The sequence below is a fragment of the Streptomyces sp. NPDC001770 genome, assembly GCF_053596135.1.
The window spans coordinates 301,216-309,095 of the sequence record NZ_JBSFFN010000005.1 but is presented as its reverse complement, the minus strand read 5'-3'; the positions used below and the strand labels follow the sequence as shown (position 1 = coordinate 309,095).

At 74.3% G+C, this 7,880-nt stretch carries 7 protein-coding genes and 1 pseudogene; 7 read left to right on the top strand and 1 reads right to left on the bottom strand.

All coding sequences use genetic code 11. The features are described 5' to 3' along the window. From ACWCSV_RS07825 to ACWCSV_RS07800, 6 genes and pseudogenes are all read left to right on the top strand, one after another. Nucleotides 1-161 (top strand): annotated as a pseudogene (locus tag ACWCSV_RS07825) (ABC transporter); the annotation flags it as partial. Then, nucleotides 158-949 carry an ABC transporter permease gene (locus ACWCSV_RS07820; protein WP_451139557.1) on the top strand — a complete coding sequence of 264 codons (792 nt, stop codon included), beginning with the start codon at nucleotides 158-160 and terminating at the stop codon, nucleotides 947-949. The pseudogene ACWCSV_RS07825 and the gene ACWCSV_RS07820, both read left to right, overlap by 4 nt. A gap of 138 nt (nucleotides 950-1,087) precedes the next feature. Then, entirely contained in the window at nucleotides 1,088-2,182 is a 1,095-nt protein-coding gene (locus ACWCSV_RS07815) for an NAD-dependent epimerase/dehydratase family protein (RefSeq protein WP_451139555.1), read from the top strand. 116 nt (nucleotides 2,183-2,298) lie between these two features. Next, nucleotides 2,299-3,042: a glycosyltransferase family 2 protein gene (locus ACWCSV_RS07810; protein WP_451139553.1), complete on the top strand. Its 744-nt coding sequence runs from the start codon at nucleotides 2,299-2,301 to the stop codon at nucleotides 3,040-3,042. Beyond that, the gene (locus tag ACWCSV_RS07805) at nucleotides 3,039-3,719 is read left to right on the top strand and encodes a TIGR04282 family arsenosugar biosynthesis glycosyltransferase (protein ID WP_451139551.1); all 681 of its coding nucleotides are present in this window, start codon (nucleotides 3,039-3,041) and stop codon (nucleotides 3,717-3,719) included. The genes ACWCSV_RS07810 and ACWCSV_RS07805 overlap by 4 nt, the downstream gene beginning before the upstream one ends. Further along, nucleotides 3,716-4,528: a class I SAM-dependent methyltransferase gene (locus tag ACWCSV_RS07800; RefSeq protein WP_451139549.1), complete on the top strand. Its 813-nt coding sequence runs from the start codon at nucleotides 3,716-3,718 to the stop codon at nucleotides 4,526-4,528. The genes ACWCSV_RS07805 and ACWCSV_RS07800 overlap by 4 nt, the downstream gene beginning before the upstream one ends. 463 nt (nucleotides 4,529-4,991) lie before the next feature. Here ACWCSV_RS07800 and ACWCSV_RS07795 read toward each other — a convergent pair whose 3' ends face one another. Beyond that, nucleotides 4,992-6,251 carry a molybdopterin-dependent oxidoreductase gene (locus ACWCSV_RS07795; RefSeq protein ID WP_451139547.1) on the bottom strand — a complete coding sequence of 420 codons (1,260 nt, stop codon included), beginning with the start codon at nucleotides 6,249-6,251 and terminating at the stop codon, nucleotides 4,992-4,994. 199 nt (nucleotides 6,252-6,450) lie between these two features. On the opposite strand from ACWCSV_RS07795, the gene ACWCSV_RS07790 reads away from it, so the two are divergent. Next, on the top strand, nucleotides 6,451-7,860 hold the full coding sequence (locus ACWCSV_RS07790; RefSeq protein ID WP_451139545.1) for a hypothetical protein: 1,410 nt from the start codon (nucleotides 6,451-6,453) through the stop codon (nucleotides 7,858-7,860). Nucleotides 7,861-7,880: the final 20 nt, after the last annotated feature.

Genomic DNA, 7,880 nt, shown 5'->3' with positions numbered 1-7,880 from the left:
TCGACCGCCTCGACACCGCACACGTCGAAGCCGACGAACTCACCGTCCACACCCCCGACCTCGACGACGTGTTCTTCGCCCTCACCGGCGGCGCCGTACCGAACCAGCAGCCCCGGCCGGACCAGAACCGGCCGAATCACCCCAAGGAGAACGTCCGATGAGCTCCTTCTCCCTCGCCGCGCGCGACTCGTCCACGATGCTGCGCCGTAACCTGCTGCACGTCCGGCGCTACCCGTCCCTGACGCTGAACCTGCTGCTCACCCCGGTGATGCTGTTGCTGCTCTTTGTCTACATCTTCGGCGACACCATGAGCGCGGGCATCGGCGGCGGCGGTGCGGACCGTTCCGAGTACCTCAAGTACCTCGTCCCCGGCATCCTGATGCTGACCATCGGCGGAACCACCATCGGCAGCGCGGTCTCCGTCTCCATGGACATGACCGAGGGCATCATCGCCCGCTTCCGCACCATGGCGATCCACCGGGGATCGGTCCTCGTCGGACACGTCCTCGGCAGCGTGCTGCAATGCGTGATGAGCGTGGTCCTCGTCGGGGCCGTCGCGGTGGCCATCGGGTTCCGGTCCGCCGACGCCACCGTCCTCGAGTGGCTGGCGGCGTTCGGCCTGCTCGTGCTCGTCTCCCTGGCACTCACCTGGGTCGCGGTCGGGATGGGCCTGGTCGGCCCGACCGTCGAGGCGGCCAGCAACAACGCGATGCCGCTGATGATCCTGCCGCTCCTCTCCAGCGCCTTCGTCCCCGTCGACACCATGCCCGGCTGGTTCCAGCCGATCGCCGAGTACCAGCCCTTCACCCCGGCCATCGAGACCCTGCGCGGACTCCTGCTCGGCACCGGGATCGGCAACAACGGCTGGATCGCCGTCGCCTGGTGCCTCGGTCTGGCCCTGCTCGGCTACTTCTGGTCCACCTCTCTCTTCAACCGCGACCCGAAGTAACCCGGGCGGACGGCTCCGCTTCCGAAACCCGCCCCGGGCGGCACACCCGGCACCCCGTCGGGTGCACCGTCCGTGCCTGTACGGGAACACCGCCCGCCGGTCCGACGCGAAGGGGCGGACACGTCCTAACGTGGCGTCATGCGTGTACTCGTCACAGGCGGAGCTGGATTCATCGGGTCGCACATCACCGAGGCCCTGGTCCCGGCCGGGCATCAGGTGGTGGTGATCGACGCGTTGCTGCCCTCGGCCCATCCCGGCGGCACGGCTCCGGAGGGACCGTACGAGCGCCTGATCGTCGGTGACGTACGGGACCCCGGGGCCGTGGCCGGCGCGCTGGCAGGGGTCGACGCGGTATGCCACCAGGCGGCGATGGTCGGACTGGGCAAGGACTTCGCCGACGCACCGCTCTACGTCGGCTGCAACGACCTGGGCACGGCGGTGCTGCTCGCCGCGATGGCGGCGGCCGGGGTCCGGGACCTCGTGCTGGCCGGGTCGATGGTGGTGTACGGCGAGGGGAAGTACGACTGCCTGCGGCACGGGCCCGTCCGGCCGGGGCCGCGCGCGCGGCACGATCTGGAGGCGGGCCGCTTCGAGCCCCGCTGCCCGTCCTGCGGGGCGGACCTCGTACCGGGGCTGGTCCCCGAGGACGCCCCGGCGGACCCCCGGAACGTCTACGCCGCCAGCAAGCTCGCCCAGGAGCACCTGGCCGCCGCGTGGGCGCGCGCGACGGACGGCCGGGCGGTGTCGCTCCGCTACCACAACGTGTACGGGCCGGGGATGCCGCGCGACACCCCGTACGCCGGAGTCGCCTCGCTGTTCCGCTCCGCGCTGGCACGCGGTGAGGCACCCCGGGTCTTCGAGGACGGCGGCCAGCGGCGCGATTTCGTGCACGTGACCGATGTCGCCGCGGCTGCCGTGACGGCGCTGACCTCCCTGCCACAGCGGGCCTCCGGTGCCCTCACCACCTACAACACCGGGAGCGGGGAGCCGCACACCATCGGGGAGATGGCGGCGGCGCTCGCCGCCGCGCACGGCGGTCCGCCGCCGGTCGTCACCGGGGAGTTCCGGCTCGGGGACGTACGTCACGTGACGGCGGACTCCGGTCGGCTGCGCGCGGAACTGGGCTGGCTGCCGAAGGTGGGGTTCGCCGAGGGCATGGCGGAGTTCGCCGCCGCCCCGCAGCGGGGAGCGGCGGTCGCACCGCCGGGTGGGGCCCGGCTCGCGGACGCCTGACGGAGGCACACGGCGGGGCGGAGCGGCCGGTCTCGGGCGGCCACCCGATCGACGTCACCGATTCGCCGGTCCCATATACCGGCAAATGCCCGATCCGTCTCCATAGGGTGAGCCGGGTGACCGACACTTCGACCACCTCCCCCACGCCCTTCCCCTCCCCCACCCCGTTCTCCGTCGACGTGGTGCTGCCCTGCCTCGACGAGGCCGCCGCCCTCCCCCGGGTGCTGGCCCGCATCCCGGCCGGCTGGCGCGCGATCGTCGTCGACAACGGTTCGACCGACGGCTCGGCGGAGGTGGCGCGTTCGCTCGGCGCCACCGTCGTGCACGAGCCGCGCCGCGGCTTCGGCTCCGCGTGCCATGCGGGACTCGCCGCCGCGGAGGCGGAGTTCGTCTGCTTCTGCGACTGCGACGACTCGCTGGACCCCGGCCTGCTGCCCTCGTTCGTCCAGCGGGTCGCGTCCGGGACCTGCGATCTCGTGCTGGGCCGCCGCCGTCCCGAGGGGCGGGGCGCCTGGCCGTTGCACGCCCGGCTCGGCAACATCGCGCTCGCCCGGATGCTGCGGCGCCGTACGGGTCTGCGGCTGCGCGACCTCGGCCCGCTGCGCGCCGCGCGCCGGACGGACCTGCTGGCCCTCGACCTCACCGACCGCCGCAGCGGATATCCGCTGCAGATGGTGGTGCGGGCCTCCGACTCCGGGCTCAGGATCGCCGAGGCCGACGTCCCGTACCGTCCGCGAACCGGCAGGTCCAAGGTCACCGGGACCTGGCGGGGCACCTGGCACGCGGTGCTCGACATGCGGGCGGTGCTGCGGGAGCCGCCCCTCGCGCGCACCGCCGTAGGGACGGAGTCGTGTCGATGAATCCGTACGCACCGTTCTCCGCAGGCGCCTCGCTCCCCTCCGGCCCGACCACCGTGCTGGTCCTCGCGAAGGAGCCGGTTCCCGGTCGGGTCAAGACCAGGCTCACCCCTCCGTTCAGCCCCGAGGAGGCGGCGGAGCTTGCCGCCGCTTCCCTCGCGGACACCCTGCTGGCCGTGCTCTCGCTGCCCGCCGCGCGCCGGGTCCTCGTCCTGGAGGGCAGACCCGGCCCCTGGCTGCCTCCGGGCATCGACGTCGTGCCGCAGTGCTCCGGCGGTCTGGACGAACGGCTCGCGGGGGCGTTCGGCGGCTGTGCCGGTCCGGCGCTCCTCATCGGTATGGACACTCCGCAGATCGAACCGGACCATCTGACGCCCGCGTTGGCGCCGGACGGGTGGGAGCGGTGCGACGCCTGGTTCGGCGAGGCGGAGGACGGCGGGTTCTGGGCCCTGGGGCTCGCGTCCCCGGACCCCGCGCTGCTGCGGGGCGTGCCCATGTCCGTACCCGAGACCGGCGCGGTGCAGCGCGCACGGCTGCTCGATGCCGGGCTGAGAGTCCGTGAGCTGGACCGGCTCCGCGACGTGGACACCGCCGAGGACGCGGTACGGGTCGCGGGACTCGCGCCGCGCGGGCGGTTCGCCGCGACGCTCGGGCGCCTGAACCGGGCGGCGGCCCGATGAGCGGCTCCCAGGCCGCGGGCAGCGTCCCCTGGGCGGCCGACCCGTACGCGAACGCCCTCCGGTCCGGCCGGGGGCCGCTCTTCCTCCGCCGGACGGACGGCCTGCTGATGCCGCTGGACGTGGAGCGCTGGTGCCTGGGCGCCGACGACGCCGACCTGTCGGCACTGCGCCGCTGTGAGGGGCCGGTGCTCGACATCGGCTGCGGACCGGGCCGGCTGGTGGCCGCGCTCGGCCGGCGCGGTCACCGGGCTCTCGGCATCGACGTGAGCGAGGCCGCCGTGGCCCGTACCCGCGGTCTCGGCGGGTGGGCCCTGCGGCGCAGCGTGTTCGACCCGCTGCCGGGCGAGGGGCGGTGGGGCACGGTGCTGCTCGTGGACGGCAACATCGGCATCGGCGGGGATCCCTCCGTGCTGCTGGAGCGCGTGGAGGCGCTGCTCGCCCCGGGCGGGCTCCTCGTCGTGGAGACGCATCCGCTCGACCTGGACGAGCGGTCCGAGGTCCATCTCCACGACGGACGCACCGGCACGGTCGGCCCCACCGCCACCGAGGCCTCCGGACCCCCGCCCGCGCCGTTCCCGTGGGCCCGGCTGGGGACCCCGGCCCTGCTGCGGCACGCCCGTCCGCAGGGGTGGCGGGTGGTCGATCAGTGGGAGTCGGACGGGCGGCCCTTCGTGGCCCTGCGCCGCCGGGACGCCCGGCCACTCCCCCGCCACATGGACAGGACGAACCAGAGCGCCGAGACGGCGAAGAGCACCCCGGTGACGAGGAGCCAGTTGCCGAGGAAGACGTCGACGGAGAGCCCCGTGTAGCGCTCGTAGCGTTCGGAGAGCCGGGCGATCAGCGGGAACTGGACCACCAGGAGCAACAGGGAGAGGAACGCCGGTACCCGTACGAAGTTGACCCGGCCACCTCCGGAGCGCGTCTTCGAACTGCCGTCGTTGGCCGGCCGCGTCCCCAGCGCCTCGCGCAGGGCGCGGTCGGCCGTCGAGTACAGCGGCAGCAGCACGAGATCGTGCACCACGGCCGCGCCGGCGAACCAGAGGACGATCCGCAGGGTGTCGCCGTCCAGGAGCCTGACCCCGGCGTACCCGGTCAGGGCGAAGGTCGCGGCCAGGAGCAGCAGGTGCAGCGGCCCCTCGCCGTACCGGCGCCGGAAGTGGCCCGTGCCGCGCGGGCGGGTCGCCGTGCTGCCTGCCCCGTTCATGCTCCCCGCCCGGCCCGTGCTCCCTGCCCCGTCCGTGTGCGGTCCCTCCGGGTCCCGCTCGTGGCCGGTCACAGGGCACCGAAGGTGAGGGAGCCGACCCACTTGGTGTTCATCACTCCGGGGGCAGCCGGCACGATGATCCGCGCCGGATGGCCGTGGTCGGCCGACAGGGGCTCGCCGTTGACCTCCAGGGCGAGCAGCGAGCGGCCGTCGCGCACCTGGTTGTCGCGCAGGGCGGCCCGGCGGAACGAGCCGGTGCGCTGCACGGATTCCACCAGGACGCCCGGGGGGTCGTCCGGGAACCCGGCGATCGCGGCCAGGTTCCGCAGCGGCACTCCGCGCCACCACTGGTCGGAGGTGGACCAGCCTTCCACGCAGGCGATGGGGAGCGCCGCGCTCCGCTGGTCCATGGCGAGCAGCTGGGCGCGGGTGAAGCGGAAGGTGCCGGCCGGTCCGCGTACGGTCAGCCGCCAGGCCGGTCCGATGTCGGCGGGGCGGATGTGCACGGACGCGGCGGTCTTGTTGATCTGGAAGCCGTTCGGCCCGCTGCCCGGGTCCTCTACCCCGTGCGGGGTGAGCAGGGCGGTGGGCCGCAGCGCGTCGGAGCTGCGGCCGGCCGTGGTGGCCAGCAGGACCAGCGACCCGGCGCCCACCATGGCGAACGCGCCGCGCCGGGAGAGCGTCGGCGGGGCGGGCGCGGGCGCCGCCAGGGTGTCCGTCCCCGCTGCCGGAACCGCCGGAATCCCGGCGCGCAGGACCCGTACGGCCTGGGGGAGCTTGAGCGCGGTGTGGCTGAGGAAGCCGGCCAGGAAGACCCACGCTCCGTAGAAGTGGAGCCGGTAGAAGGAGCCGGGGAAGACGTACTCCAGCTGGATGTTGAGGAGCCCGGTGACGAACTGGAAGAGCGCGCCGCCGACCAGCAGCACGATGGAGAGCCGTTCCAGCGCGTGTGCCGGGGAGCGGACAGGCGGGAGCGCGAAGAGCCGTGGGATCACCGACCAGAGCTTGGCGAGCAGCACCGGGACCAGCACGGTGCCGAGGGTGACGTGCACGCCCTGGGTGAGCCGGTAGAGCCAGTGCGGGTCGGTGGGCCAGGCGAACAGGTAGAAGCCGAGCAGCCCTTTGTCGGGTGTCTTGTCGTTGACGGCGGCGAGATCCGGGTTGTACGAGGCGTAGGAGAGGAGCCCGGTGACCGCCACCAGGGTCAGCCCGACGAGCAGGACGACGCCGAGTACGGTGGTGAACCGGGCTCCCCGTAGCGGACTGCGCCAGAAGTCCGGTCGTGTCGGTCCTGGCAGGGCTGAGAGGCGTCGCATGAGGTCACCCATGGTTGCGACCGTAGGGCGCGGGTCCCGTCCGCGCGGGGACGCGCCACCGGCGTGCGGGCCGGGTCACCCCGTCGAGTGGCCGGACATGGCCCGGGAGCCGTCGCTCCGTGCGCGGCGGCGTGGCGGATCGGTGACGCCCCGTCGCGCGAAGCGGCCCGGTCGGCAGGGGAAAAGGCTGCGGGAGGCTTAGCGTGCCGGGGTGAGGACCGAGGAGCGCGCCGGACGCGCCGGAGGAATGGCAGCCGCGGAGACCGCGGGGGCGGCGGACCGCGCGGGGCGCCGGGATCTGACGGCCGCGGCCGGGGGCGTGGTGCTGGTCGCGGTGGCGGCGCTCGTCGGCTGGGCCGTGAACGGCGACGGGTCCCTCTACGCGGGGTGGCCGCCCCTGATCGCCTCGTGGGACCCGCACGTCGGACCCGGTACCCCGGCGGCGCTCGCGCTGGCCGTGCTCGCCGTCGCCCTCGGCCCCCGGGTGGCCGTCCGGACGCGCTGGCGCGGGCTGCTCGTCCTCTCCTCGGCGGTCTCGGCGGCCTGGATCTTCTCGCTCGCGCTCGTCGACGGCTGGCGGAGCGGGTTCGCCCTCAAGCTGACCAGCCGTCACGAGTATCTGGCGGGCGTCGCCGGGTTCCACGACATCGGCGCCGCCCTGCGCACCTTCGAGGACCACATCGTGATGGGCCGGCCCGGCAACTGGCCGACCCATGTGGCCGGGCATCCGCCGGGCGCCACCCTGCCGTTCGTGCTCCTGGACCGGATCGGTCTCGGCGGGGCGGTGTGGGCGGCGGTCTGCTGCGTCGTGCTCGCGGCGACCGCCGCCGCGGCCGCGCTGGTCACTCTGCGGGCGCTGGCCGGTGAGCGGATCGCCCGGAAGGCGGCGCCGTTCCTCGTCCTCGCGCCGGGGGCCGTCTGGGCGGGTGTCTCGGCCGACGCCGCGTTCGCGGCGGTCGCCGGCTGGTCGATGGCGCTGCTGGCGCTGTCGGCGACCTGTACGACCCGCTTCCCGGGGACCGCGGCGGCCGGGTCGGGCCTGCTGTTCGGCCTTGTCTGCTACCTGAGTTACGGGCTCCCGCTGACCGGTCTCCTGCTGGCGGCCGTCCTGGTGCTCGCCCGGACGGCCCGCCCGCTGCCCGCGTTCGCCGCCGGATCGCTGGTGGTGCCCGCGCTCTTCACCCTGGCGGGGTTCCACTGGTGGGACGCGTATCCGCTGCTGGTGGAGCGGTACCACCAGGGGGTGGGCGGGAAGCGGCCGTACGCGTACTGGGTCTGGGCCAACCTCGCCGCCGTCACCGTCTCCGCCGGACTGGCCACGGTGGCCGGGCTGCGCCGGTCGGCGGTGGCCGCGCCCGGTGCCGTACGGGCGCTGCGGACCGGCCGGCCGCTCGCCGGGGCGCAACGGCTCGCCGTTCTCACGCTGGCGGCGGCGCTGGCCGTCGTCGCGGCCGATCTGTCGGGGATGAGCAAGGCCGAGACGGAGCGGATCTGGCTGCCCTTCGTCCTCTGGCTGCTGGCCGCCGCGGCCGCGCTGCCCGATCGGCACCGGCGTGGCTGGCTCGGCGCCCAGGTGGTGCTGGCGCTCCTGGTCAACCATCTGCTGCGGACGAGCTGGTGACGGGCGTGGATGCACGTGCG

Coding starts and splice junctions, on each gene's coding strand:
- ACWCSV_RS07795 (WP_451139547.1), bottom strand. CDS start 6,251: ATGGGTGACCTCATGCGACGCCTCTCAGCCCTGCCAGGACCGACACGA.
- ACWCSV_RS07805 (WP_451139551.1), top strand. CDS start 3,039: ATGAATCCGTACGCACCGTTCTCCGCAGGCGCCTCGCTCCCCTCCGGC.
- ACWCSV_RS07820 (WP_451139557.1), top strand. CDS start 158: ATGAGCTCCTTCTCCCTCGCCGCGCGCGACTCGTCCACGATGCTGCGC.
- ACWCSV_RS07815 (WP_451139555.1), top strand. CDS start 1,088: ATGCGTGTACTCGTCACAGGCGGAGCTGGATTCATCGGGTCGCACATC.
- ACWCSV_RS07800 (WP_451139549.1), top strand. CDS start 3,716: ATGAGCGGCTCCCAGGCCGCGGGCAGCGTCCCCTGGGCGGCCGACCCG.